Origin of the sequence: Novosphingobium sp. TCA1, assembly GCF_009811895.1 — a bacterium.
GTDB lineage: Bacteria > Pseudomonadota > Alphaproteobacteria > Sphingomonadales > Sphingomonadaceae > Novosphingobium > Novosphingobium panipatense_A.
The window spans coordinates 1-600 of sequence record NZ_BLJH01000131.1 but is presented as its reverse complement, the minus strand read 5'-3'; the positions used below and the strand labels follow the sequence as shown (position 1 = coordinate 600).

General features: G+C 64.2%; 2 protein-coding genes. Both read left to right on the top strand.

What is annotated here, in order from left to right:
• Positions 1-350 (top strand): zincin-like metallopeptidase domain-containing protein (locus tag NTCA1_RS28965; protein ID WP_255490651.1); only part of this gene is annotated, 350 nt, incomplete at its 5' end.
• On the top strand, positions 347-600 hold a 254-nt coding region (locus tag NTCA1_RS28380), incomplete at its 3' end, for a DUF2958 domain-containing protein (protein WP_159832510.1). The genes NTCA1_RS28965 and NTCA1_RS28380, both read left to right, overlap by 4 nt.

The following is a 600-nucleotide window of genomic DNA, read 5'->3' as shown; positions in this document are numbered from 1 at the left end:
GTGTCCTCATCGAGGCGCGACCCTCCCGACCCAATGCGGAAATGGGTTCGGCCTTCCTCTGTGCTTCGCTCGGCATCGTGCCGACCGTGCGCCATGCCGACTACATCGGCGCATGGCTTGAAGTCCTGCGCGAGGATGCCCGCGCGATCTTCCGTGCCGCCTCGATGGCCAGCAAGGCGGCGGACTGGCTGCTGGCGCGCCATGCCGTAGCCGATGCCGAAGTGGCGGAGGATATCGCGGCAGGTCTCGGGCTGGGCGCGGCGCTTGAGCCGGGCACCGATCCGCGAATGGACAGCGATGGACTGACGGAGCCGGATTCGCGAATCGATGAGGGGAGGGCGGTGTCATGAAGCTGCTGTCCCCCGGCATCCGCTCGCTGCTCGCGGCCAACTTCGAGCATTGCGTGCGCAACCCGCGTTTCGATCCGTTTCCGCTGGTCCGCCTGTTCAATCCCACGGGCCGTGCGGTGTGGCTGGTCAGCGAACTCTATGCCGATGACGACACCCTTTACGGGTTATGTCGAGCTCAACATAAGCCGAACTATGTAGAGCGTGGAATTATGTTGAGTCGGCCGTTAAACGCGGCGGACTGGCTGATCGA